A 23,393-nucleotide genomic window follows, 5' to 3' on the forward strand; every position below is an offset into this window, starting at 1 on the left:
CGGGATTATAATGCGCCCCCATGTCGAACGTACCCAATAGACCGGCCGCAGATTCCGCCGCCGGCGAAGGTGGCCCGTCGCGCACGCCACGCCAGGGTCGCGCGGCACGCCCGCGCGCCCCCCAGAAACCGCCGAATCCGATTCCGCCAATCGAATTTCCCCCCGCGCTGCCGGTCTCCGGCCGGCGCGAGGAAATCGCGCGCGCCATTCACGAGCATCAGGTCGTCATCGTCTCCGGCGAGACGGGCTCCGGCAAAACGACTCAGCTGCCGAAAATCTGTCTGGCGCTCGGGCGCGGGCTCGGCGCGGGCGGCACCGGGCTCATCGGCCACACCCAGCCGCGCCGGATCGCCGCGGCGGCGACGGGGCGGCGCATCGCCGAGGAACTCGGCACGCCGTTTGGCGAAGTGGTCGGTTACAAAGTCCGGTTCACCGATAATCTCGCGCCCGGTGCATCGGTCAAGCTGATGACCGACGGCATCTTGCTCGCGGAGACGCAGACCGACCCGCTGTTGCGCGCTTACGACACGATCATCATCGACGAAGCGCACGAGCGCAGCCTGAACATCGATTTTTTGCTCGGCTACCTGAAGGAAGTGCTGAGCAAGCGTCCCGATTTGAAGCTGATCGTGACTTCGGCAACGATTGATGCCGAGCGCTTTGCGCGCCACTTCGGCAGTGACGAGCAGACGGCACCCGTGATCGAAGTCAGCGGGCGGCTCTATCCGGTCGAAATCCGCTATCGGCCCGTCGAGGAGCAGAGTCCGGCGCTCAAAGCCGCGCAGGGCGTGCCGTCGGGGCGCGAGCGCGCGAAAGGCGCGCGCGAGGCGCAGCGCGATTTGATGGAGGCGATCGTCGACGCCGTCGATGAGCTGTGTCGCGAAGGCCCCGGCGACGTATTGGTCTTTCTGCCCGGCGAGCGCGAAATCCGCGAGGCGGCCGAGGCATTGCGCAAGCACCATCCGCCGCACACCGAGATCCTCCCGCTGTTCGCGCGGCTGTCGGCGGCCGACCAGGCGCGGGTGTTCAAATCGTCGAATGCGCGACGTATCGTGCTGGCGACGAACGTGGCCGAGACCTCGCTGACGGTGCCAGGCATCCGCTATGTCGTCGATACGGGGCTCGCGCGCGTCAAGCGCTATTCGTACCGCAACAAGGTCGAGCAGTTGCAGGTGGAGTCGATTTCGCGAGCGGCAGCCAATCAACGGGCGGGCCGCTGCGGACGGGTGGCTGACGGCATTTGTATCCGGCTTTACGAGGAAGCCGATTTTCAGGCGCGTGCCCCGTTTACCGAGCCGGAAATCCTGCGCTCGTCGCTGGCCGCCGTCATCCTGCGGATGAAATCGCTGCATCTGACGGCGATCGAAACGTTTCCTTTCATCGAGCCGCCGCCGGGCCGCGCGATTGCCGACGGCTACCAGTTATTGAACGAACTCGGCGCCGTCGACGACGACAACGCGCTTACTCCGCTCGGTCGCGAACTGGCGCGCCTGCCGCTTGACCCTCGCATCGGCCGCATGATTCTCGCCGCACGTGAAGTGGACGCACTCGCGGAAGTGCTCGTGATCGCCAGCGCGCTGTCGGTGCAGGACCCGCGCGATCGGCCGATCGAAGCGCAGGAGCAGGCCGATCAGGCGCATCGGCGGTTCGCCGACGAGCGGTCCGAGTTTTTGCAGTGGCTCAAAATCTGGCGCTGGTTCGACGAGGCTGTTGCGCACAAGAAGTCGAACCGTCAACTCGCCGATGCCTGCCGCGAGCAGTTTTTATCGCACCTGCGCCTGCGCGAGTGGCGGGACGTGCATTCACAACTATTGACGGTGGTGCGCGAGCACGGCTGGCGCATCAATCAGAGCGAAGCGACCTTCGAGCAGATTCATCTGGCACTGATGACGGGCCTGATCGGCAATCTCGGTCTAAAGGCCGACGACGAACCGTATTACCTGGGCGCACGCGGCATCAAGTTCTTCCTTTGGCCCGGTTCGACACTCGTCAAGAAGGCGGGCCGTTGGGTCGTGGCGGCCGAGCTCGTCGAAACGAGCCGCCTCTATGCGCGTTGTCTCGCGAAAGTGGAGCCGGAATGGATCGAGAAGGTCGGCGGGCATCTGCTGAAAAAGTCGCTGTCCGAGCCGCACTGGGAAAAGCGTAGCGCGCAAGTCGCGGCGTTCGAGCGCGCGACGCTCTTCGGGTTGCCCGTCTACCATCGCCGGCGCGTGGCGTTCGGCGCGCAAGACCCCTCACGCGCCCGCGAGCTGTTTATCCGCGGCGCGCTCGTCGAGGGCGAATTCGACACCAAGCTGCCGTTCTTCGCCCATAACCGCAAACTGCTTGCCGACATCGAGCAACTCGAACACAAGTCGCGCCGCCAGGACGTGCTGGTCGACGACGAGTTGATATTTGCCTTTTACGATCAGGTCATTCCAAAGGGCATCCATACGGGCGCGGCGTTCGAGCGGTGGTATCGCGACGAGGCCGGGCGCCGTGGCCAGTCGGACGACAAACAGCGCCTGCTTTTTTTGTCGCGCGACGATCTGATGCGTCACGAGGCGGCCGGCATTACGACGGACCTCTTTCCCAAGCGCATGGCGATGGCCGGCGTGGAAATGGGGCTGTCCTATCATTTCGAGCCTGGCTCGCCGCGTGACGGCGTGACGCTCGCGGTGCCGTTGTTTGCGCTCAATCAGGTTGACGCGCGGCGCGCCGAATGGCTCGTGCCGGGCATGCTGAAGGAAAAAGTGCAACTGTTGCTTAAATCGTTGCCACAGAAGCTGCGGCGGCATTGCGTGCCGCTGCCCGAGTATGCCGCGGCGTTTGTCGAGCGCAGCGAGGCGCGGTTCGGCGTCAGCGGGCTCGTCGATGCGCTCGTCGCCGATGTGCGCGAAACGACGCAAGTCGCGCTGAAATTGACCGATTTCAAGCTTGAAACGCTGCCGGCGCATCTTTTCATGAACTTCAAGGTGGTGGACGAGCACGGCCGGCAGCTCGGTATGGGGCGAAACCTCGCGCAGTTGCGTGCCGAATTGGGCGGCGATGCGCAGCGGCAGTTTCAAAAACTCGCGGCCGGTGTTTCGCTCGCAGGCGGCGCCGAGGGCGCGCAACGCCCGCGTCAGACGGCGCCCGCCATCGCACGAGGGCCCGCTAGCGCCGGCGCCAGTGCGCCAGCGTCCACCGAGACGGCCGCTCTCTACGACAATCTGACGACCTGGAATTTCGGCAAGCTGCCTGAGTTGCTCGAGATTCGCCGGGGCGGGCAGACGCTGTTCGGCTATCCAGCGCTCGTCGATCGCACGACGCATTGCAATGTCGAGGTGTTCGATTCGCCCGAAGAAGCGGCGCGCGCCCATCGCGCGGGCCTGCGCCGGCTTTTCGCGCTGCAATTGCGCGAGCCGATCAAGTACCTCGAGAAGAACCTGCCGGGCTTGCGCGAGATGGCGCTGCATTTCATGCCGCTCGGCACGCAAGAAGCGCTGCGCGAGCAATTGATCGATGTGGCGCTCGATCGTGCCTGTTTGCAAGACCCGTTGCCTGACGATGACGCGAGTTTTCACGTGCGCCGCGACGAAGGCAAGAGTCGCTTGTCCTTGCTGGCTCAGGAAATCGCCCGGCTCGTCGGGCAAATCCTCGCCGAATATGCTGCGCTTGCGAAAAAGCTCGCGCAGGCAAAGCCGCATGCGGCAGCCTATGCTGACATGCAACAGCAATTGCAGGGACTGATCGGCAAGCGGTTCATCGTCGACACGCCGTATGCTCAGCTCGCGCATTTTCCGCGTTATCTGAAGGGAATGGCGCTGCGCATCGACAAACTCAAGGCCGACCCGGGCCGCGATGCGCGCCAATTCGCCGAATTGCAGCCGCTCGTTCAGCAATATCAGCGCGCGCAATCGGCACGCGGCGGCGTGGCCGATGCGCGGCTGGCCGAATTTCGCTGGTTGCTCGAGGAATTGCGCATTTCGCTATTCGCGCAAGAGTTGCGCACGCCGATGCCCATTTCGGTGAAGCGGCTGCATAAGGTATGGGAGTCGATGCAGCGCTAGATGCGCTATTAAAGGGAATTTGTGTTGATGCCGTCAACCGTGGCACGGGCCGCGCGTTTTATGAAGGAATGTGTCGGCCTTTCTATCGAGTTCTCATGCACAAAATTTTTTCTTCCCGCGCGCGGAGCCTGAACGGCGCCGTTGCCGCGGCGATACTGGCGGTTTGCGCGGGCGTCGCAGCTCCCTCGGCCCGCGCCAACGATGTCATCGTGCTGAATTCGGCCGAAGCAACGCTGTCGCTGATCGATCAGGCGACGCATCAGGTGGTCGGCACGATTCCGACCGGCAAGGAGCCGCATCATCTGATGGCGACGCCTGACAATAAATCGCTGATCGTCGCCAATTCCGTTTCCAACGATCTGATGTTCGTCGATCCGAAAACGGGCAAGGTGCAAAGCCGTGTCGAAGGGATCGAAGATCCGTATCAGCTCGGCTTTTCTCCCGACAAAAAATGGTTCGTGACGACGGGGCTGCGTCTTGATCGGCTCGACGTCTATCACTACGACGCCGCGACGAACGGTTTGACGCTCGCCAAGCGCCTGCCGCTTGCGACGATGCCGAGCCATATGGCCTTCACGAAAGACGGCCGGACTGTGTTTGTGACGCTGCAAGTGTCGGGGGAAGTGGCCGCCGTCGATCTGCCCACGCAGACGGTGCTCTGGAAGATGCCGGTCGGCAAAACGCCGGCTGGGCTGTGGTTTACCCCCAAAGAAAAGTATTTGCTCGTCGGGATGACCGGCGAAGACGACGTCGCAGTGATCGATTGGCGCAGCCGCGCGGTCGTCAAGCGTATCAAGACGGGAGAGGGCGCCCATAATTTCCGCTCGCTCGACGACGGGCGGCACGTGCTCGTCAGCAACCGGCTGGCGAATACCATTAGCATCATCGACGAAGAGTCGCTGACCAACGTTGGCGACATTGCAGGTCTGCTCCCGGGCCCGGACGATATGGAACTGACGGCGGACAAGCGCTATTTGTGGGTCACCTTCCGTTTCGCCAAGCATGTCGGCGTGATCGATATGGCGACGAAAAAGCTTGTGCAAACGATCAAGGTCGGACGCTCACCGCACGGTATCTATTTCTACGACCGCGCCCCGATCACGGCTCCCAACGGCGCCTGATGCACGCCGCGACGCCTGCTGCCCATGCTCCACTCGATCCTCGCTTCGCTCGACGGCCTCATCTCTGCGTTGCAGACGTGGGCCTTCATCCACGTGCTTGAACCGCTGCTCTTCAAGTTCGGCTGGATGGAGTACGACGAGGATTCGTATGACGCGCTCTATCCCGTCATCGTGGGCGCGCTGACAGTCGGTGCGATGTACCTGTTCCTGCGTCCGCTCGAAGCATTGCGCCCGGTGGAGCGATGGGAAAACCGCAAGGCGGTGCGCGTCGACGTGCTTTACACCTGGCTCGTCAAGCTGGGCGTTTTCAATCTGCTCGTTTTTGTCGGGTTTCAGCCGCTTTTCGATGGTCTGCAAGGTTGGCTGCGCTTGCACGGCATTGCCAACATCAATCTCGACACCCTCTGGCCGGGCGTGACCTCCCGCCCGCTCGTGGCTTTTGCGATCTACGTTGTGGTGCTCGATTTCGCGGGCTATTGGTATCACCGATGGCAGCATCGGTTCGGTATCTGGTGGGAGCTGCACGCTGTCCATCACAGCCAGCGCCAGTTGTCCCTGTGGTCGGATGACCGTAATCATCTGCTCGACGACGTCCTGCAAGCGTGCTTTCTGGCGTCGATCGCACTTGCCATCGGCGTTGCGCCCGCGCAGTTCGTCGTGCTATCGGCCGTGACGAATGTCCTGCAAGGCGTCCAGCACACGAATGCACGGCTCGGGTTCGGCCGCGTGCTCGAACGGCTCTTTGTCAGCCCGGCTTTTCATCGTCGCCATCATGCTGTGGGCTATGGGCACGAAGGCACGGCCTACGGCTGCAATTTCGGCGTGCTGTTTCCATGGTGGGATATGCTCTTCAAGACTGCATCCTGGAGCCGGACGGTCGAGCCGACCGGTGTTCGCCAGGAGATCGAAGGCGAATCGTATGGAAATGGCTTCTTCTCGCAACATTGGCTGGCTTTCGTGCGCATTGCACGGCGCATCGAGCGCCGTTTCGGCGCGAGGCGGCCCGCCGCTGCGACAGCCGATGACGTTGCGGCGCTTTAATTACGCGCGCCGATGAACGACGTGTTGCGCGCCTTCGCCCGGGCTCTGGCCAGCATGCTGCATCCGCGCATGCTTTGGCTGACGTTCGTTCCGTTCGTCGTGGCCGCCGCCGGGTGGGGCGTGTTCTTCTGGTTCACCTGGCAGGACCTCGTCGGCGCCGCGCGTAGCTGGCTGCTCGGTTCGTCGTTAGGCACCACGCTGTACCGCGCGTTCGACTGGGTCGGCTTGGCGAACTTGCACTCGGCAATTGCGCCGTTCATGGTGATCGCGCTCTCGATTCCGCTCATCGTCGTAACGGTGCTGTTACTGATCGCGACGCTATCGATGCCGATGGTCATCCGGCATTTATCGGCGCGCCGCTTCGCGTTGCTCGAAGCGCGGCACGGCGGCACGTGGTGGGGCAGCCTCGTCTACGCGCTCGCGACGACGCTTTTGTGTCTGGCACTGACACTGGTCACCATGCCGCTTTGGTTGATTCCGCCGCTCTTCGCCGTCATTCCGCCGCTTTTATGGGGATGGCTGACTTACCGCGTAATGACCTATGACGCACTGGCCTTGCACGCGAGCCGTGCCGAGCGCATCGCGCTGATGCGCCGGCACCGGGTGCCGCTACTCGCGATCGGCGTGGCCAGCGGCCTCATCAGTATGCTGCCTACGCTGCTATGGGCTTGGTCGCTGTTGCTGATCGTGCTCTTTCCCATCATCGCGGCGATCACGATCTGGCTGTATGCGTTCATTCTCGTTTTTTCGGCGCTTTGGTTCGGCCATTATTGTCTGGACGCGCTTGAGGGCTTGCGCGAGGAAGCCGCGCGGCGTGATGACGATACGCGGGTGCTGCCGGCGGCGTGATGCTCGGCCGGTGATCTGTCGTACGTATCTCGGACGCATACGGCAGAATGGGCACCTTCTGACAGCTGTCTGTCGCTTCGGCGTATCCGTGTAACGCCCATTCATCGATGAACGCCCCCGAAACGTCTTGTCATTCTCAACGCGAGGCGGCCGACACCGCGCGGCGCGATTCACGCGCACACCGCATAGCGCTCGCGGCGAGCCTCGCGTTGATCGCCTTTTCACTGCGCACGCCGATCACCAGCGTGGGTCCGATCCTGCTCGAAGCAGTGCGGGCCACCAACCTTTCGCGCACGGGCGCAAGCGTGCTGACGACATTGCCCTCGCTATGCTTCGGTCTCTTTGGGCCGCTTGCGCCGCTGCTCGCGCGGCGCCTCGGCAGTGAACGCACACTGTTGGCGCTGCTGGTGCTGCTCGCCCTCGGTACAGCGTTGCGGGTTGTTCCTGTATGGCAGGTGTTGTACCTCGGTCAGATAGTGGCCTGCTTTGCCATCGGCTTGATGAACGTGCTGCTGCCAGGCGTGGTGAAGCGTGACTTCCCTCACCATGTCGCGCTAATGACAGGAATCTACAGCGCGGCAATGTGCGCGGGCGCTGCCGCGGCGGCCGCCGCAACCGTGCCGGCTGCACATGCCGTCGAGTATCTGCTGGGCGGCGCGAAAGGCGACGCGTGGGCTTGGGCATTGGCGCTATGGGCGTTGCCCGTTGCGTTGGCCGCGCTAGTCTGGGGCGCGCGTGCGCCGGCGGAGTCGGCCGAGACGGGAAGGCGTGTTGTGCGTGTGGTTCGCGGGTTGTGGCGCGATCCGCTCGCGTGGAAGGTCACGCTGTTCATGGGTTCGCAATCGTCGCTGGCCTACATCGTGTTCGGCTGGTTGCCGACGGTGCTTCGCTCGCGCGGTATGGGCGCCGTCGATGCCGGTTTCATGCTGTCGCTTAGCGTGGTCACGCAGGCGGTGGCGTCGCTCCTGCTACCGTTTGTGCTTGCGCGAGCGCGGGATCAGCGCGCGGTGAATGTGAGCGCATTGCTGTTGGCCGGTGTGAGCTTGATGGGCTGCTTTTTCGGGCCTTTATCGACCGTGTGGATCTGGGCGCTGCTTCTCGGGGCCGCGCAGGGGGCGTCGTTCACGCTTGCGCTAACCGTCATCGGCTTACGTTCGTACGATTCGCATGTGGCCGCCCAACTTTCCAGCATGGCGCAGGGTGTCGGCTATCTATTAGCGTCATGCGGGCCGTTCATCGCCGGGTCGCTGCTCCATGCAACCGGCTCGCTCTACAGTTTGGCTGCTTTGTGCGTGGGCATCTGCGTTGTATCGGCGTGGTTCGGTTATGCGGCGGGGCGGCCCGAGCATGTCAATGCGCATGTTCAGCAGGTGCGTTAACCGAGCGCTGGCGGCCAACCCGACCGGTCAAACCCGCGACACTTGCAGCCGTCACGATCATGGACGACGATAAGCGCTTCTTATCTTTCGCGAGGCGGTCATGGCATTTGGCGTCATCATCATCGGCGACGAAATCCTGTCGGGCAGACGCGTCGACAAGCATTTGCCGAAAGTCATCGAACTCCTGAACGCACGCGGCCTTGCGCTGGCGTGGGCCGAATACATCGGCGACGACCCGGCGCGGATTACGGCGGTACTCACGCGCTCGTTCGCCTCGGGCGACATCGTGTTTTCGACGGGCGGCATCGGCGCGACGCCTGACGACCACACGCGCCAGTGCGCGGCCGATGCCCGCGGTGTTCCGCTGGAGCTGCATCCCGAGGCCGCCGAACTGATTCGTCAGCGTATTCGCACGATGCAGCCGGCCGGCGCCTCGCCTCTCGACCTCGATTCGCCTGAAAATCGACATCGCCTGAATATGGGTGTCTTTCCGCGCGGCGCGTCGATCATCCCGAACGGCTACAACAAGATTCCGGGCTTTTCAGTTGGCGATCACCATTTTGTGCCGGGTTTCCCTGTCATGGCCTGGCCGATGATCGAATGGGTGCTTGATACGAAGTACGCGCACTTGCATCACCAGGTCGCCCATGCCGAACGCTCACTCCTCGTTTTCGAGCTGATGGAGTCGACGCTCACGCCGCTGATGGAGACAATCGAGACCGACTTTCCGGGCGTGCGCGTGTTCAGCCTACCGAGCGTTGGCGACGCCGAGCGCGGGGGTGTCTATGCGCGGCGGCATATCGATCTCGGTGTGAAGGGCGAGCCCGAGGCGGTGGCGGCGGCTTTCGTCAAACTGCGCGAGGGCGTGCATCTGCTCGGTGGCGATGTCGTCGAGCCTTGACCCGTTGCCGATCCGTGACGGCTTTACGCTCCGATCCACGGCAAGCCGCGGCGGCACCACCCGTCGACGGTTTTGCGATGCCCGTTGCCGTCCTTATTGCCTTCAAAGCCTTCGAGTAGGTCGAACGCTTGATGAAAACCGGCTTTCTCGGCGGCCACGGCTGCCAGTTTCGAGCGCGCGGCGCTGCGGCACAAAAAGATGACCGGCGCATCGGGCGAAGCGGCCTCGCGCAACTGATCGACAAATTCGGTGTTCGGCACGCCGCCCGGATAGCGCGTCCATTCGATATGGACGTATTGCCCATCCCCTACGATGGGCCGTCCGACCCAGTCCAGTTCCGCGCGCGTGCGCACATCGACGAGCCGGGCTTCGGGTTTGAGTTGCAACAGTTCGAACGCTTCGGCCGGAGCGAGCGCCCCCTTGTAGGGCAATTGATGTTCGGCGCGGCGTTTTTCCGCTTGCGCCAGGATCTGTTCGAGCGTACTCATGACAGCCGGTCTCCTCGTGGCAAAAAAGCATTCTAGCGCGGGGTCCGCCAAGTGGGCAGTTGATGAGGCGGCGTGGGTCGCACCGGCAAACGTGTGCTCCGAAAAGGTGCACAATGACGGCCTGCGCACTGAAGCGGGGCGCGTTCGCGTGCACGCTCTGCTATTTGCACCATAGTCGTGCTTGACTCCGAAGTATCGCGGCAGGTTGTACGTTACGGTGCAAACTCGCGTTCCAACGCGGGGCGCGGCGGCTCGCCGTTGCCGCGAGGAGTCGAAAGCGTCGTGTCTGGACCTATCTGTCCTGGCACGAAAGATGCTATAACCGACGGCGATCGCTTGCAGGCCGGCTTTCAGCACGGGTAATTCAGTTCAACCGTCGAAGCGGGCACAAAGTGAAGAACCGCCGAACCTATTACATGGAGAAGAGGATATGAGTAAAACCGTGGCCGACGTCATGCAGCTCGTCAAAGACGAGGACGTCAAGTTTGTCGACTTTCGCTTCACCGACACGCGCGGCAAGGAGCAGCACGTCTCCGTTCCGCTGTCGGCGTTTGGCGAAGATAAGTTCGAAAGCGGCCATGCGTTCGACGGTTCTTCGATTGCCGGCTGGAAGGGCATCGAAGCGTCGGACATGTTGCTCGTGCCGGACCCCAACACGGCATTTATCGACCCGTTCTACGAAGAGCCGACGCTGGTGCTGACCTGCGACGTGGTCGAGCCCGCCGACGGCAAGGGCTACGAACGCGATCCGCGCTCGCTCGCCAAGCGCGCTGAAGCGTACTTGAAGAGCACCGGTCTCGGCGACACCGCCTACTTCGGCCCCGAACCCGAGTTCTTCATTTTCGACTCGGTCCGGTGGAATACGGACATGTCGGGCTGCTTCGTGAAGATCGGCTCGGAAGAGGCACCGTGGTCGTCGGGCAAGGAATTCGAAGGCGGCAACTCGGGCCACCGTCCGGGTACGAAGGGCGGCTACTTCCCCGTCGCGCCGGTCGATTCGTTCCAGGACATGCGCTCGGAGATGTGCCTGTTGCTCGAGCAAATCGGCATTCCGGTCGAAGTGCACCATCACGAAGTGGCGGGCCAGGGTCAAAACGAGATCGGCACCAAGTTCTCGACGCTCGTGCAGCGTGCCGACTGGACGCAGCAGCTCAAGTACATCGTCCATAACGTGGCGCACACGTATGGCAAGACCGCCACGTTCATGCCGAAGCCGGTCGTGGGCGACAACGGCTCGGGCATGCACGTTCACCAGTCGATCTGGAAGGACGGTCAAAACCTGTTCGCGGGCAATGGCTATGCGGGCTTGTCGGAATTCGCGCTGTTTTACATCGGCGGCATTATCAAGCACGCCCGTGCATTGAACGCGATCACGAACCCGACGACGAACTCGTACAAGCGCCTCGTGCCGCACTTCGAAGCACCTGTGAAGCTCGCCTACTCGGCACGTAACCGCTCGGCTTCGATCCGTATTCCGCACGTATCGAATCCGAAGGGCCGCCGTATCGAAACGCGCTTCCCGGACCCGATGGCGAACCCGTACTTCGCGTTCTCCGCGCTGATGATGGCCGGTCTCGACGGCGTGCAGAACAAGATCCATCCGGGCGAAGCCGCGGACAAGAACTTGTACGATCTGCCGCCCGAGGAAGACGCGAAGATCCCGACTGTTTGTGCCGGTCTCGACTACGCGCTTGAAGCACTCGACAAGGACCGCGAGTTCCTGACGCGCGGCGGCGTGTTCACCGACACGATGATCGACGCTTACCTGGAGCTCAAGGAAGCCGAACTGCAGCGTTTCCGCATGACGACGCATCCGATCGAGTTCGAAATGTACTACTCGCTTTAAGCGTTGCGATGCGCTTCGCCCCGTTCGGTCGGCGAAGCGCACGCGATGCTGGCGAATCGGTCTCGAAGGGACGGCGGCGCCGTCCCTTTTTTGTTCGCTGCTTGTGATTCGACGATGGCGTTAAAGAACCTGATCAAGACGAAAAAAGGCGTTGGCGAACCGTTCACGGACGACCCCGCGCTCGCTGCATCGGGCCTGCTGCCCGGCTTCGAGGCGTTGCCGACCGTTGCGCTCGTGCTCCAGACGCATACGTTGCGCGTGGCGTATGCCAACCCGTCGGCGGAATCGATGCTCGATCTATCGCGGCGCCAACTGATGCTGATGGCGTGGCCCGAGATTTTCGCGAACGGCGACGCACTCATCGAGACGATCGGCGCGATCGCCGAACACCGCTTTCATTCGACGCACCTCGATGCGGTGTTGGTGCGGCCGGGACGCGAGCCTTTGCATGTGCACGTCGTCGTGGGTTTTCTCGAAAGCGCATCCGACTATGTGCTGCTCGAGTTGTTCGAAAACGAGCGTCATTTACGCACCGATCGCGAGGAGCGCATTCACGACCTGACTGCGGCCAACAAGCAGTTGATCCGCAATCTGGCGCACGAAATCAAAAATCCGCTCGGTGGTATTCGCGGGGCGGCGCAGTTGCTCGAATTCGAATTGAACGCGCGTGAGCGCCAGGAACTGCGCGAGTACACGCAGGTGATCGTCAAGGAATCGGACCGCCTGCAAACGCTCGTAGACCGCTTGCTGGAGCCGCACCGGCATCCGCATGTCGTCGGAGACGTCAACATTCACGAGGTATGCGAACGCGTGCGCGCAGTGATCATGGCCGAGTTCCCGCGTGGGCTCACGATCGAGCGCGACTACGACGTGAGCGTGCCCGACTTGCGCGGTGACAAGGAGCAGTTGATCCAAGCGCTGCTGAACATCGTGCGCAATGCAGCCCAGGCACTGCGCGAGCGCATCAGCGAAGGCGATGCACGCATTGCACTGCGCACGCGCGTGGCGCGCAAGGTGACGATCGCAAAACGTCTGTTCAAACTGGCATTGGACTTGCGTGTCATCGACAACGGCCCGGGGATTCCGCAAGAAATTCGCGAACGCATTTTTTATCCGCTTGTGTCCGGACGTGAGGACGGCAGCGGGCTGGGGCTGACGCTCGCGCAGACTTTCGTGCAGCAGCACGACGGCCTTATCGAGGTGGAAAGCCGACCAGGACATACGGAGTTTCAGATTTTGTTGCCACTCGACAATTGACCAACGACCCTTCTATGAAGCCGATCTGGATAGTAGACGACGACCAATCGATCCGCTGGGTACTCGAAAAGGCGCTCGCGCGCGAGAATCTCGCCACGCGCAGCTTCGCCAATGTGCGCGAAGCACTGGCTGCGCTCGAGCACGGCACACCGCAGGTGCTGGTATCGGACATCCGGATGCCGGGTGCATCGGGCCTCGATCTGCTGCAGTCTGTGCGCGAACGGCTCCCCGAGTTGCCCGTCATTATCATGACCGCCTATTCCGATCTCGATAGCGCGGTGGCGGCGTTTCAGGGCGGTGCATTCGAATATCTCGCGAAGCCGTTCGACATCGATCGCGCCGTCGAGCTCATTCATCGCGCCGTCGATGAGAGCCTGCGCGGCACGCATGCGGCGGATGTATCGCTTGCTGACGCACCCGAGATGCTCGGTCAAGCGCCGGCCATGCAGGACATGTTCCGCGCCATCGGGCGTCTATCGCATTCGTCCGCAACGGTGCTGATTACCGGCGAGTCCGGCACGGGCAAGGAGCTCGTCGCGCGCGCGCTGCACCGGCACAGCCCGCGCGCAGACGGGCCTTTCATTGCGTTGAACACGGCTGCGATTCCAAAAGATCTTTTGGAGTCCGAACTATTTGGCCATGAGCGCGGCGCGTTCACAGGCGCGCAGGCGATGCGTCAGGGCCGCTTCGAGCAGGCCGAGAACGGTACGCTCTTTCTCGACGAAATCGGCGACATGCCGTTCGATCTGCAAACCCGTTTGTTGCGCGTGCTTTCAGATGGCCAGTTCTATCGAGTGGGCGGCCATAGTCCGTTGCGCGCGAATGTGCGCGTCATTGCAGCGACGCACCAGAATCTGGAGTCCCGCGTGCGGCAGGGGCTCTTTCGCGAGGATCTTTATCACCGGCTCAACGTGATTCGTCTGCGCTTGCCCGCGTTGCGCGAGCGCAAAGAGGACATTCCGTTGCTCGCGCGGCACTTCTTGCAAAAGAGCGCGCGCGATCTCGGTGTGGAGCCCAAGCGTGTCTCCGAGGCGACGCTCGCTTACCTCGCATCGCTGTCGTTTCCCGGGAACGTGCGTCAGCTCGAGAACCTTGCGAATTGGCTGACGGTGATGGCACCTGCGCAAACGATCGAAATCAAGGACCTGCCGCCCGACTTGATGCCGCATCAGCAGCAAGTGGAGGCACACGCGGACGAAATCGTTGCGGGCATGTCCACCGGCGCGCAAGCAGCGGGGAGTGCCGCTTATGACAGCGAGCGCAACGGCGTGCCAATGGCGGTGGGTGGGCAGGGCACGTTCGGCAGCATGGCCCCGAGCTTGCCGGTGAGCATATGGGAAAGCGGTTTGCGCGCTGAAGTGGCGCGCATGTTGCGCGAGAACACGGCCGATGTCATGGACGAATTGGCGCGCCGCTTCGAAGCCGCCGTGATACGCGAAGCGCTCGATTTCACACGTGGGCGTAAGGTCGAGGCCGCCGAGCGGCTTGGCATCGGCCGCAACACCATTACGCGCAAGATTCAGGAGTTGCATCTCGAATCGTAAGGACTCCTGAATATCGCTTACAACGAAAAAGGCCATGGGTGCATTTTGCCCATGGCCTTCTTGTTGGTTGGTTCAGCGAATCAGCCCAGATACACGATAACCGGTGCGTGATCGGAGGGTTGATCCCATTTGCGCGGCGTCTTGTCCACTTCGCAATGCGTGCAGGTTGCCGCGAGTGCCGACGACAGCAGAATGTGATCGATACGCAGCCCGGCATTGCGCCGGAAGGCAAGCATCCGATAGTCCCACCACGTGAACGTTTTTTCGGGTTGCTCGAAGCTTCGAAACGAATCGACGAGCCCGAGGCTGACGAGTCTCGCGAACGCCGCGCGCTCTTCGGGAGACACGAGATTTTGCCCGAGCCACGCTTGCGGATCGTGCACGTCGCGATCCTCTGGCGCGATGTTGTAATCGCCGGCGAGCGCGAACGACGGATAACGGACCAGCTCGTCGGCCGCCCACTGCGTGATGGCATCGAGCCAACGCAGCTTGTAAGCGAATTTCTCGGTGCCAGGGGCCTGTCCGTTCGGAAAATAAGCCGAGGCAATCCGGGTGCCATTGACCGTTGCCGCAATCAGGCGCTGTTGCAGATCCTCGAAGCCGGGGATGTTGCGGACGATATCGACTTCATCGACTTCAAGGCCGTCGCGCACCAGAATAGCCACGCCGTTGTAGGTCTTTTGTCCCGCGCACCAGCTGCGATAACCTTTCACGGAGAATTCCGCATGCGGGAATTTCTCGTCGGGCAGTTTCAGTTCCTGCAGGCAGAGCACGTCGACATGGCTGAGCTCGAGCCAGTCGATCACATGCTGCTGACGGACTTTCAGTGAATTGACATTCCAGGTGGCGATTTTCATTTTTTCGATGCATCCGTACTCTTACTGTGTCATAAGGTGAGTTTTGAGTCGGCTTGCCCACAGCATGGGCAATGCGCGAGTCTTGCGGCGAACGTGCAGGCAATGTGATGTCACAGTGTAGCAATCGAATCAGGAACGCGGCGCTGGGCTTCCCCCCGGGGGAATGTAACCATCGGGTAATGCAAAGATTTCGCGAGCGACGGCGTTTTTTTTAACGCCAGGCGTGTTTGCAGCGGCAATGCTGTCGTACAGCGCGTCTTCCAGCCCTTCGTCCGGCAACCCGGACCACTGCTACCGGCAAACCTCGCCGATCGATAGCGCTTGGTCTCGTATCATCTTCACGACTTCCAGTTTGAAGCTGGCATCGAATTGCCGGCGCTTCTTTGTCGTCTAACGTTTTCCCTCGTCGATTCCGGATTGTCCTCCTATCGACCCGCCCGAGGGAATTAGACCGTCACGCGAGCCCGCTAAGTTTTGATGGAGCAGAGCGCTTGTGACGCCATCAGTTTCAGCAGCGGGTCGCATTTGCGTTGGCAGAGGTCATTCTCCAGAGCGACTTGCTTGCTCATCACCGTCATCGTGCGCGGTGAGCCATCGCTTACGATGACGCCCTTCGCGTTACAGGCGGGACACTGCACGAAGCCTCCCAGATAAGCGAAAGGTTGGCCTTGAAACGACGTCCCCGCGATACCGTCAACCACGGCCCCGTTGCGGTCAGTCTTGCGAATGAATCTTCGGTTCATGATGCGAGTCCTTCGGCAGGAGGCAGGCGAGCGTTGCACGCCTGCTCGACCGCATCTGGCCACACGGGTTCGCGACAGGTCAGTTGCGCAAGGTAATGCACCGTTGCTTGGATAAGGCTCGGGAGCGCTGTGATGGCAAGCAGTAACCACAACAGCGGATGCCCGGAATTCAGGATGTCGGGCACGTCCTCAAACTGCATTCTCAGGGAGTTTCGGAAGGAAACGTCAGTTGTCAGCAACTCTGCTACCGGAGGCACGGACGATGGACCTTCTTCCATGAAACGTCGGTAGTATTCGAAGTCTTGATATAGCTCTTCCATCACCTGCTGGCCTGCTGAGCTGTTCTCGTCAAATGCGAGTACCACGCGCTTTCCGATAGAGAACGTATCTATCACCAGTCCCTTGTCGTTCAGGACCAGGCAGCGGACGATACGAGGTGCAGTCCCGCCGAGGCCAGCTTTGGGTTTTCGCTCAACGTAAAAGAAGGCGTTGCGCCACGAAACTGAGAGAACGCCTCCAGGGCCGTTGTGGCGGAATGCGTATATCGTGCGGTCAGCCCTGTTGAACCGTATTGGCTTGCGGGTATAGTTGAAGCAATCGACCAGAAATCCGTGCACCGTTATAGAAAAAAGACCAATCAATATTAAAACGAGAGGTGTTAGTCCCCAATAAAGAATCCAGGCTTCCCGCTTCGCTTGCACAGCTGGCGGGACGTATATCATCATCCATAAGCACATACCTGCCGCGCCGAGCGCCATGAGGCCAGCGGTCAAGAACGCTAGCAACCCCCAGCCTTTTTCTCGATAGAGGCCGTCGCATACCTCAAGGCAAGTATCAGTCGCCGCAAATACGGTGCCCACGCTCTTGGCTCCATCCGCGCATGCCTTGTCCACATGCAGTTGTGCCGACGCCTCCACATCCGTCAGCGGTCGATTGAGCTTGTACCAAGACAGTCCATCAAAAACCATGCTGGCTCCAGTCAAGAGAAAATTGCAGAGAATGCCTTCTGGTCTTCTTCCAGGCGTTCAAATCTTTCGCTACTCACCTTTATGCCGAAATAAGACCGTTTCAACCATTCATGCAATTCGCGCCCCTTGAGATAATTCATTAAAACACCTATAAGAGCGGCAAGTAAAAGCAGTGGCAGCGTGAGAATTGGTGAGAGGAATGCAGAAATTATCAAAGCAACGCTCGCCACACCGGAGGCAACATAGAGCACAGTCAATATCGTATTGCCATGCGCATCTTCATCGTACGCATGATAAAAGTCGATAGCCGCCGACACGAGCCCAACCACCGCTCCGCCATACTTCCCAGCCACCTCCAAGCGATGAGCCCAGCGCAGCCAACCACCGGATAGCTTCACGCCTCCATTCTCCAGCCCCTTGATCGTGGCTCCGCCATACTGCGCGACGCTTGCGGTAAGCCCAGCCACCGCATTGTCGAACTTGATGGCATTCTCCGTCGCGTTGAACCGGTTCGACTTCCTCAGCTCTTCCCGCGCCAACCGCAGATTGATCGCGTTAAAGATCGCCCCGATGCCCGCAAATGCCGGTTCACCTTTGGCCATCAGCCGAAACTTCGGCATGTAGATATTTTCAACGACATCCGGCGTCAGCATCGACGCGGCCATTTGCTTGGACACGCTAGGCGTGCCCTTGACGCTGGACAGCGCCGCCGCTTCCTGTTCAGCGCTTTGAACGGGTATGAACTGCTTGACCTTCACTTCCCAATCCTTGTCGCCGGCAGGCACGGCCTTCTCGCGCAGCTTCGTTTGCAAATCCCGCACATCGATTTGTTGCCGCCCCGGCATCATCTCTTGCATCTGCCGCGCGATGTAGTTCACCCACTGATTCGGCGAACCCCATAGCGCTTTGAACTCGAATAGCTTTTTAGTCCGCATGCACATCGCGGCGTAGATTATTTTGGCGACTGTTGCGTCCACGCCGGCGCTCACCGCTTCGACAATCGGTCCGCCCGCCTGTTGCAGAAGACGGGCGACCGAGCCGGCGAGGGCGCCTGACAAGCGAGGGTCCGCCTGTTTCGCAACTTCCTCTATCTGGCTATACGACTCGATGAGTTTTGCCACCGACTCGCGCATCTCGATGTACGGATAGCTCGATGCTTGCTTGACCTTCTCGGCCAGAACGGGATGGTTCAGCACGAGCGCGCGCAGCAGCGGATTACGCATATCCGTCACATCGCCCCGAGCCCATTTGACGAGCACGTCGACCGTTTCCTTGCGGTCCGCCGCGCCTTCGATGCAACCGGTGAACGCGTTCGTGTAGTTGACGCCGCTGCGGCAGTTGCCCTGTTCGTAGTCGAATTGAAAGACATTCAGCAACGCAGGACTCGTCAACCAGGCCTGATGGTCCTGCGATAGAGGCACGAGCGTGCTCGCCTGCTCGTGCTTGAGCACCTCGGCCATGTGCTCTTTGAAGTCGACGATGGCCTGCTGCCGATAATGCATCGTGTACGGCTTCCACGCTTCGGGGCCCGCGCTGACGAGGTCCGCTTGCTTCATCGCCTCGATGCTTTTGAGCTGCTTGTCGAGCAGCTTGCCGCCGTCGAATATCGCACTGGCTGCCAGCCCCTGGTACGTGTTGCCCTCCATCAACCGGACACCACTTTCCACGTCCTCCTTCGCCGACGCAATGACAGCGTCGTGCAGCGCATCGATGGCGCTCGTGGCCCAGATACCGTGTTCGTACGGTTCAAGCGTGGCGCCGAACGCGAGTCGCTGCTCGAAGTTCAACTCTTGCGTAATGCCGATAGGGTCCCACAGCGCGAAGATGAGTCCCTTGTCAGGTGTAATGGAATCCATCGCCTGCTTCAACGCGGGCCCTTGTCCGGTGCGATGGTGGTAGGTGAAGCAAGCGCTTGACAATGCCTCGGGCGGGCTGTCTTTGTATTCGCTGAGTAGGTCCGCGACGTGTGTCACGGTCTCCGTGTGGGGCTGCTGCTTGCTGCCGTTGAACCACCCCGTCGCGTCGAATGTTTGCATTCGCTTGTCGCGACAGCCCATGAAATTGGTCGCATATAGGTCGCGTACCTTTTTGGTCCAGCGTTCCTCGCTGAACGCCAAGTAGACCACGCCTGCCCTTTGCGCATCCTCGATGGTGATGCACTGCGCCAATTGTGCGTGTTCGGGCTGATGACAACTAAACGGCCGCTCGAAGCCACGGTCAATGTTCAGGTCAACCGGAAACTCGTACAGGTATCCCTCGGCGGTCACCGCATAGGCCTGCCATCGCCCGGTCTTCGGATAGAACACGTACACGTAACCGTAGCGCAGCGTGCGCAACGTGTATTTCGCCTTTCTCAGTGCGATATCCGTTACGCCTTCGCCGAACTTACCGCCCATCAGTCTCATTGCGCCGGTCGAACCGTGCGCATTGGTATCGGCGAAGGCGGAGTATCGGACAGGCAAGATGGGCAGGCCTTTCTTCTGGCACATGGAGCAACTGCCGGGCTCGCGTGTGGACGCCTGCATTGCCGCTATCGTCAGTTGCCTGATATTCGAGAAGTCGAAGTCGTATGCCATATTCTTGTCTCGTTCAAATCATTGGTATTGGATGCTCTCGCGCGCAATGGCATCCCAGTCACGTTGGGTCCAACGAGCGACCGTCTCGGCATAAGGGTGCGTCTCTGGCGCCTGCAACACGGTCCGCACGCGCGGGTGACGGTCAAAACAGGGAGAGACAACGGTGCCGTGAAGCACAAAAGCAAGGAGGTCCGAGCCTGAAAGGCCATAGGTCTCGCCCTTCATCAACTGGGCGTCGAGCAGCGACGGCATGTCGGCCGTGATTGCGATTCCGTTACCGCGCAGTGCATCGAGCGCGCGCTCGATGATCTCGATGCGCTCGACTTGCTTGTATTGCCCGTTTGTCAGCAAGAAATCGTCGTTGGGGACTTTCGCGCCGTCCACAGTCACCCATCCCGCTTGACGGTCGAGATAAGTCCACCGTGCGACGGGGCCCAGTAGCGCCCCCAGTTGTTCGGGTTTCAGTATCCATTGCAGGTGGGCAAACACGCGTGGGTCATAAAAACGGAAGATTGCAGTCCCTTCCGTTGGCTTCGGCAATACCAGGCGCTCAGCAAGATGCCGCTGCAGCCGATGGCCTGCTTTGTCACATTCGAGAATGGCGCAGATGACCGGCGGCGCACCTGACGCATGGCGTTGCTCGGCTGCCCGCGCAATGCCGGCAATTGCTCGCCGGGATGCTCGGCGCAATAGAGCACCGGCACCGCCCCTGCCAATTCGGGCCGCGCTTCGGGAACGAGCTCACCGACCTCATAGACCGGCGGCACATTGGAAAGCTCGAGCTTGCCGTTGAGGGGCTCGACGATAACGTAGTGAATCATGTGCGACCGATACGAGACTCGCCGACAACTCGCTGCGATAAGCGCGCCTGCGCTCCCAAAGGAGACTCCAGTATCAGCATTCTGTTTAGCTGCTCGATGCCCGCGGCGATTGCGAGCGTATGAGCGAGCCTACCCATATCAATTACCCCTCTTTCAATCGCATCGGCGAATTAAAAGAGCGGCATCATAAATTAAAAAATGGCGCAATTGCAACGATGCGCCAATTCTAAGACTATCTCAAAATTCATTATGAATAAGCCGGGAATTTGTGCCGGAGAAAATATTTCTATGTTTGAGATAGAGTCGGCTCCAGGTAGCTTTTACGCAAACGAAATCGAGGCAATCGGTGGGCAACGCTATACGAAAAGAACTTTCCAGCATCTCTCGACGTGGCTTTGCCCATAGCGTTACCCGCTTTCAGTTGTCCGCGCTGCGCGCGCCTAGCGGTGAGCCGCCGCCTGAAATCATCTTCGTGACCGGCATCCGCGAGAGTCAGAAGCGCGGTACCGCGCGCCAGCAATTGTGGGCGCGCGAGGTCGAGATTGCGAACAGCGGCAGGGCAAGCTCAACGTTCACTGCTTGATTGCACGGTGAAGTTTGACTCGGCCTTGATAAAGTTCTCTTCGCTGCCGACGCCCCACGTGCGCTCCGCGAAGGCCTCGGCTAACAACGGAAGGTCCCCTGGTGACCTAAGCTTCAGGCAGGCCAAAGTCCGATGCATCAGGTGTTCGATGTCCGCCTCGCAGCATAAGGCGACACGCGGTGAGCGCGTGGCTTCGGAGCATCGAAGCTGTGCGCCCAGGCCGGCTGCATCGATCGTTCATTGCGTGCGTTATGCGCTTCAGCGCGGATCGCTTTCGCGATAGCTCGGGCGGAGGCCGCGTCGCTATGTCCGTCGATCACACCGAGAATGAGATTCTGCTCGTGCCCGGACGGAAGCTCGTTGACCAGGCAGATTTTGTCGTCGGTACTGTACTGCGCCAGCGCGTGTTCCATTGCGTGCGCGGCGAACTCGGATTCCCGCCCCTGTGCAATCAGTTGTTCGAGTTGACGAGCATAGCCGCTCTGGGAAATGAAGTTCTTGGACGGCTGGCCATCGCGGCGCGGATGAACATCGAACAGACCATCGGAACTCAACCATAGAAACACCCGATCTTCCGGATGACGACGCAAGCGCGCGATGTTGAACTGCGAGATCGAGGGATAGGCGATTTGCCCTTTGCGTCGTGTTTCGTTGCTCGCATATCCGCCAACGGAGTAGGGCGTCGACATGCCGTCGTTGACATGACGCAATGTGCGCTCGCGCACGGCGAAGAATGCTCCGCTGGGCAAGTCGATATGCATGGCCGGACCTTCGCGCGTTGCTATCTGAACGCCGTGATCGAAGGCCTTCAACAGCGTGGCCAAATTGTCGATGGATTGATCGGGCACGAGCGAGCGCACCGTGACGCGGCCCGTATCGGCATCCTGCACGAACGCCAGAGCTTCCGTATCGCCGGCGTGGGCGAGTGTCAGGTCTTCGCCTTGCACAGCGGCCAGCGTGACCATCGCGCCGCCGGGCAAGCCTCTAACCCGCTCGCGCATCACGCCAAAGAGATAGTCGAACCATCGCGGCGGGCACGGCAACGCGAGTGGTTCGATCGCATAAAAATCCTGCGACGCCGATTTGTATTGCGCCGGAATGCCGACTTGCACATCACGCAGCTGTCCGTCGAGTTCGGCTTCGACCGTCACCGTTCGGCGCGAATGGCCGACATGCGCCGCGATCGCCACGCCGTGCTCGACGCCAACTTGACGAACCAACGCCGACGCGCTGCCGGCCACGGCTGATGTGGCTGATGCAAGGTCTGCGACGTTGGCGTTGGCGAGCGGGTGAATGCGAACAGGCTCGTCCGTTTTTTGCAGACGGTAATGCGTCTGCGCGTCTGCGAGGTCGATATGCCGCAGTTCGAGCGGAAGCTCATTCGAGACAATGACGAGCGCGCCGTGCCCGATGATGTTCGTCGTCGATGCGTCGTTTATGTTCCAGGCGAGCGGAACACCTTCGGGCACCAGCAGCGCTCGCGTTTGCACTGGCTTCTTGATCGCGCGAAACAACGAAGCACCATTCGGGAAGTCCCATTGCGCTGCGACGCTGAATTTCGCCGTGTCGGCAATCTGATCAACGGTGCTTTTGTATCGATCATGGATGCCGAGATTGTCGGCGAACTTCAATATCTGGTCGACAGTCTCCACGGTCATTGTGCGATGCGCATGCGAAAGTTCGACGAGCTTGCTTTGCATCGCCTCGCATTGCGCATCGCTGGCATTCGAAAAGAGGATGACGGCGGTGCCGTCCGTGCGTACTGGTTGCCAACTCCCGCGTTCGACGAGCCCGCCATTCCAGAATACGATGCCTTCGCCTCGAAGCGGGCCGCGCCGGCCTATCAATGGCTCCGAGGTCATCTCGCTTGGCCCCACTACGCCGACGCGTTTGGCATCCGCTCCCGGCATGCGCACGGCAGACGCGTCTTTGATGACGGGCAAACGCAACGCGATATGGCGTTGTTCCGCCGTGACGACGGGCGTGCCGAACCCGGCCTGGAAGGCGCGCAGTGCATGCTGATAGGTCAGCGTCGTCGATGGCTGCGCACCGATGCGCATGGCGTCCGTGCGGCCAATGCGCGCTTGCGCAGCCAGCCCGCGTAACTGGGCGGAACGCGTAGGCGCTGCCGTCGGCTCGATGCCGGGCCCTATTTTCACACCGGGCTCGGAATCGGAAGACGGCTGGCTTGTAGAGCGAAATCCAAATGGATCGGTCGGGGATAAAAACATCGCGGATACCGTGCGAGCCTGGTGTTCAACGTGGGGGCAAAGCGGGCCGCAGCGGCGACGCGCGTCCTCCGCCGAGCAGCGAGCCCACAGTAGCGCGTATGCGCGATGCCCATCGGCGCGCGTCCGAAACGTCAGTTCGTTAGACGAAGCATCAACC

At 60.9% G+C, this 23,393-nt stretch carries 17 protein-coding genes and 1 pseudogene; 10 read left to right on the top strand and 8 right to left on the bottom strand.

The window, feature by feature from the left end; all coding sequences use genetic code 11:
- Positions 1 to 20: 20 nt before the first annotated feature.
- From hrpA to ACSQ20_RS07220, 6 genes are all read left to right on the top strand, one after another.
- Positions 21 to 4,031, top strand: a complete 4,011-nt coding sequence (gene hrpA, locus ACSQ20_RS07195; RefSeq protein ID WP_436018464.1) for an ATP-dependent RNA helicase HrpA — start codon at positions 21 to 23, stop codon at positions 4,029 to 4,031.
- Between the two features lie 95 nt (positions 4,032 to 4,126).
- Complete coding sequence (locus ACSQ20_RS07200) at positions 4,127 to 5,152, top strand: beta-propeller fold lactonase family protein (protein ID WP_436018465.1); 1,026 nt, start codon at positions 4,127 to 4,129, stop codon at positions 5,150 to 5,152.
- Between the two features lie 24 nt (positions 5,153 to 5,176).
- On the top strand, positions 5,177 to 6,193 hold the full coding sequence (locus tag ACSQ20_RS07205; protein WP_436018466.1) for a sterol desaturase family protein: 1,017 nt from the start codon (positions 5,177 to 5,179) through the stop codon (positions 6,191 to 6,193).
- Between the two features lie 12 nt (positions 6,194 to 6,205).
- Positions 6,206 to 7,042, top strand: coding sequence for an EI24 domain-containing protein (locus ACSQ20_RS07210; RefSeq protein ID WP_436018467.1), 837 nt, complete (start codon positions 6,206 to 6,208; stop codon positions 7,040 to 7,042).
- 107 nt (positions 7,043 to 7,149) lie between these two features.
- Positions 7,150 to 8,421 carry an MFS transporter gene (locus ACSQ20_RS07215; RefSeq protein WP_436018468.1) on the top strand — a complete coding sequence of 424 codons (1,272 nt, stop codon included), beginning with the start codon at positions 7,150 to 7,152 and terminating at the stop codon, positions 8,419 to 8,421.
- Positions 8,422 to 8,521: 100 nt separating this feature from the next.
- Complete coding sequence (locus ACSQ20_RS07220) at positions 8,522 to 9,322, top strand: competence/damage-inducible protein A (protein ID WP_436018469.1); 801 nt, start codon at positions 8,522 to 8,524, stop codon at positions 9,320 to 9,322.
- Positions 9,323 to 9,345: 23 nt separating this feature from the next.
- Here the strand turns inward: ACSQ20_RS07220 and ACSQ20_RS07225 are convergent, their stop codons facing one another.
- A complete protein-coding gene (locus ACSQ20_RS07225) occupies positions 9,346 to 9,810 on the bottom strand; it encodes a rhodanese-like domain-containing protein (RefSeq protein WP_436018470.1) in 465 nt (154 codons plus the stop codon).
- A gap of 430 nt (positions 9,811 to 10,240) precedes the next feature.
- Here ACSQ20_RS07225 and glnA point away from each other — a divergent pair, with 430 nt between their 5' ends.
- The 3 genes from glnA (at position 10,241) to ntrC (ending at position 14,457) form a co-directional block, all read left to right on the top strand.
- A complete protein-coding gene (gene glnA, locus ACSQ20_RS07230; RefSeq protein ID WP_436018471.1) occupies positions 10,241 to 11,656 on the top strand; it encodes a type I glutamate--ammonia ligase in 1,416 nt (471 codons plus the stop codon).
- 114 nt (positions 11,657 to 11,770) lie between these two features.
- Positions 11,771 to 12,913, top strand: a complete 1,143-nt coding sequence (glnL, locus tag ACSQ20_RS07235; RefSeq protein WP_436018472.1) for a nitrogen regulation protein NR(II) — start codon at positions 11,771 to 11,773, stop codon at positions 12,911 to 12,913.
- A gap of 14 nt (positions 12,914 to 12,927) precedes the next feature.
- Complete coding sequence (ntrC, locus tag ACSQ20_RS07240; RefSeq protein WP_436018473.1) at positions 12,928 to 14,457, top strand: nitrogen regulation protein NR(I); 1,530 nt, start codon at positions 12,928 to 12,930, stop codon at positions 14,455 to 14,457.
- 80 nt (positions 14,458 to 14,537) lie between these two features.
- Here ntrC and xth read toward each other — a convergent pair whose 3' ends face one another.
- The 6 genes and pseudogenes from xth to ACSQ20_RS07270 all read right to left on the bottom strand — a co-directional run.
- Positions 14,538 to 15,314, bottom strand: a complete 777-nt coding sequence (gene xth / locus ACSQ20_RS07245) for an exodeoxyribonuclease III (RefSeq protein WP_436018474.1) — start codon at positions 15,312 to 15,314, stop codon at positions 14,538 to 14,540.
- A gap of 467 nt (positions 15,315 to 15,781) precedes the next feature.
- Positions 15,782 to 16,057, bottom strand: coding sequence for a PAAR domain-containing protein (locus ACSQ20_RS07250; RefSeq protein ID WP_436018475.1), 276 nt, complete (start codon positions 16,055 to 16,057; stop codon positions 15,782 to 15,784).
- Positions 16,054 to 17,025 carry a DUF6708 domain-containing protein gene (locus tag ACSQ20_RS07255; RefSeq protein ID WP_436018476.1) on the bottom strand — a complete coding sequence of 324 codons (972 nt, stop codon included), beginning with the start codon at positions 17,023 to 17,025 and terminating at the stop codon, positions 16,054 to 16,056. Before ACSQ20_RS07255 ends, ACSQ20_RS07250 begins: the two co-directional genes overlap by 4 nt.
- Positions 17,026 to 17,036: 11 nt before the next feature.
- Positions 17,037 to 19,601, bottom strand: a complete 2,565-nt coding sequence (locus ACSQ20_RS07260) for a T6SS effector BTH_I2691 family protein (RefSeq protein WP_436018477.1) — start codon at positions 19,599 to 19,601, stop codon at positions 17,037 to 17,039.
- A gap of 18 nt (positions 19,602 to 19,619) precedes the next feature.
- On the bottom strand, positions 19,620 to 20,090 hold the full coding sequence (locus ACSQ20_RS07265; protein WP_436023250.1) for a hypothetical protein: 471 nt from the start codon (positions 20,088 to 20,090) through the stop codon (positions 19,620 to 19,622).
- A gap of 15 nt (positions 20,091 to 20,105) precedes the next feature.
- A pseudogene (locus ACSQ20_RS07270) lies at positions 20,106 to 20,291 on the bottom strand (hypothetical protein); the annotation flags it as partial.
- Positions 20,292 to 20,768: 477 nt separating this feature from the next.
- Here ACSQ20_RS07270 and ACSQ20_RS07275 point away from each other — a divergent pair.
- The gene (locus ACSQ20_RS07275; protein WP_436018478.1) at positions 20,769 to 21,005 is read left to right on the top strand and encodes a hypothetical protein; all 237 of its coding nucleotides are present in this window, start codon (positions 20,769 to 20,771) and stop codon (positions 21,003 to 21,005) included.
- A gap of 137 nt (positions 21,006 to 21,142) precedes the next feature.
- On the opposite strand, the gene ACSQ20_RS07280 is transcribed toward ACSQ20_RS07275, so the two are convergent.
- Positions 21,143 to 23,164: a hypothetical protein gene (locus ACSQ20_RS07280; RefSeq protein WP_436018479.1), complete on the bottom strand. Its 2,022-nt coding sequence runs from the start codon at positions 23,162 to 23,164 to the stop codon at positions 21,143 to 21,145.
- Between the last annotated feature and the right edge of the window lie 229 nt (positions 23,165 to 23,393).

It is taken from the genome of Trinickia sp. LjRoot230, from assembly GCF_964253315.1.
Classification (GTDB): Bacteria; Pseudomonadota; Gammaproteobacteria; order Burkholderiales; family Burkholderiaceae; genus Trinickia.

What these genes read in the sequence shown, in the direction of transcription:
- ACSQ20_RS07220 (WP_436018469.1), top strand. Translation starts at nt 8,522, where the DNA reads ATGGCATTTGGCGTCATCATCATCGGCGACGAAATCCTGTCGGGCAGA.
- glnL (WP_436018472.1), top strand. Translation starts at nt 11,771, where the DNA reads ATGGCGTTAAAGAACCTGATCAAGACGAAAAAAGGCGTTGGCGAACCG.
- xth (WP_436018474.1), bottom strand. Translation starts at nt 15,314, where the DNA reads ATGAAAATCGCCACCTGGAATGTCAATTCACTGAAAGTCCGTCAGCAG.
- glnA (WP_436018471.1), top strand. Translation starts at nt 10,241, where the DNA reads ATGAGTAAAACCGTGGCCGACGTCATGCAGCTCGTCAAAGACGAGGAC.
- ACSQ20_RS07215 (WP_436018468.1), top strand. Translation starts at nt 7,150, where the DNA reads ATGAACGCCCCCGAAACGTCTTGTCATTCTCAACGCGAGGCGGCCGAC.
- ACSQ20_RS07260 (WP_436018477.1), bottom strand. Translation starts at nt 19,601, where the DNA reads ATGGCATACGACTTCGACTTCTCGAATATCAGGCAACTGACGATAGCG.
- hrpA (WP_436018464.1), top strand. Translation starts at nt 21, where the DNA reads ATGTCGAACGTACCCAATAGACCGGCCGCAGATTCCGCCGCCGGCGAA.
- ACSQ20_RS07210 (WP_436018467.1), top strand. Translation starts at nt 6,206, where the DNA reads ATGAACGACGTGTTGCGCGCCTTCGCCCGGGCTCTGGCCAGCATGCTG.
- ACSQ20_RS07225 (WP_436018470.1), bottom strand. Translation starts at nt 9,810, where the DNA reads ATGAGTACGCTCGAACAGATCCTGGCGCAAGCGGAAAAACGCCGCGCC.
- ACSQ20_RS07255 (WP_436018476.1), bottom strand. Translation starts at nt 17,025, where the DNA reads ATGGTTTTTGATGGACTGTCTTGGTACAAGCTCAATCGACCGCTGACG.
- ACSQ20_RS07205 (WP_436018466.1), top strand. Translation starts at nt 5,177, where the DNA reads ATGCTCCACTCGATCCTCGCTTCGCTCGACGGCCTCATCTCTGCGTTG.
- ACSQ20_RS07200 (WP_436018465.1), top strand. Translation starts at nt 4,127, where the DNA reads ATGCACAAAATTTTTTCTTCCCGCGCGCGGAGCCTGAACGGCGCCGTT.
- ACSQ20_RS07250 (WP_436018475.1), bottom strand. Translation starts at nt 16,057, where the DNA reads ATGAACCGAAGATTCATTCGCAAGACTGACCGCAACGGGGCCGTGGTT.
- ntrC (WP_436018473.1), top strand. Translation starts at nt 12,928, where the DNA reads ATGAAGCCGATCTGGATAGTAGACGACGACCAATCGATCCGCTGGGTA.